Genomic DNA, 321 nt, shown 5'->3' on the forward strand with positions numbered 1-321 from the left:
GGATTTCTGTGAATCAGATAGATGGGTGTCGTTTGCACTCGGTCAAAGGTGGGAGCTGGCTTGCCTGCGATGGCATCAGCTGGTTGTGCCTGATAGACCGAGTTGTCTGCATCGCAGGCAAGCCAGCTCCCACAGAAAAGCAAAGCAGTGCAGTGGTGGAGGCTGAACTCGGTCAACTTGTGGGAGCGGGCTTGCTCGCGAAGGCGGTGGGTCAGTGACACATGAGCTGACTGAACCACCGCCTTCGCGAGCAAGCCCGCTCCCACATTTGGATTTCTGTGAATCAGATAGATGGGTGTCGTTTGCACTCGGTCAAAGGTG

The 321-nt window shown here is 55.8% G+C and carries 1 pseudogene; it reads left to right on the top strand.

What is annotated here, in order from left to right:
- A pseudogene (locus tag AACV02_RS30085) lies at window positions 1–218 on the top strand (hypothetical protein); the annotation flags it as partial.
- Window positions 219–321: the final 103 nt, after the last annotated feature.

The organism is Pseudomonas sp. Larv2_ips, from assembly GCF_963879675.1.
In the GTDB taxonomy this organism is placed as follows: Bacteria; Pseudomonadota; Gammaproteobacteria; order Pseudomonadales; family Pseudomonadaceae; genus Aquipseudomonas.